Consider the following 594-nt stretch of genomic DNA (forward strand, 5'->3'; position numbering starts at 1 on the left):
CGCGAAGCGCCAGCCGAGCGCCAGCTCGAAACCCTGCGAGGACTGGCTCCCGACCTGCGTCGAGAGCGTCGGCTGTCCGGGGATCGCCGAGATCAGGTTGTCCTTGACGATCCGGTAGCCCGCGACGGTCCATTCCAGGGCGCCGTCGAAGGCCAGACCCTTGGCGCCGATCTCGACCTGATCGCCGGTCGCGAGCTTGAAGCCGGCCAGCGACTGCGACAGCGTGATCAGGCTGTTCACCGGGTCGGTGGCGAAGCTGTACTGGGCGTAGAGCGCGCTGTCCGGCGTCGGGTTGTAGACGAGGCCGAACCGGTAGCCGAGCGCCCGGTAGGTCCTCCCGAACCGCGATCCCGTCTGCAGGTCTTCCCGATTGAGCGTCGGCACGTCGAGGCGCACGCCGGTGAGGAACGAGAGCTTGTCCGACAGGATCAGCCGGTCCTCGGCGAAGACCGAGGCCTGGCTCGTCTGCGTGGCGTAGGCCGGACGGGCCCGCCCGTTCTGCGGGAACAGGCCCGGATCGTAGCCGGTGAGCGGCACGCTGGTGGTCTGGTCGAAGTAGAAGTTGTTGGTGTGGCGGAAATCGATGTGGTTCAC

At 67.5% G+C, this 594-nt stretch carries 1 protein-coding gene; it reads right to left on the reverse strand.

The genetic code is table 11. The features are described 5' to 3' along the window. Nucleotides 1-594: TonB-dependent receptor domain-containing protein (locus ACU8YC_RS25685; protein ID WP_446896062.1), on the reverse strand; the 594-nt coding region annotated here is incomplete at both ends.

The sequence above is a fragment of the Citrobacter sp. VF227 genome (genome assembly GCF_052950715.1).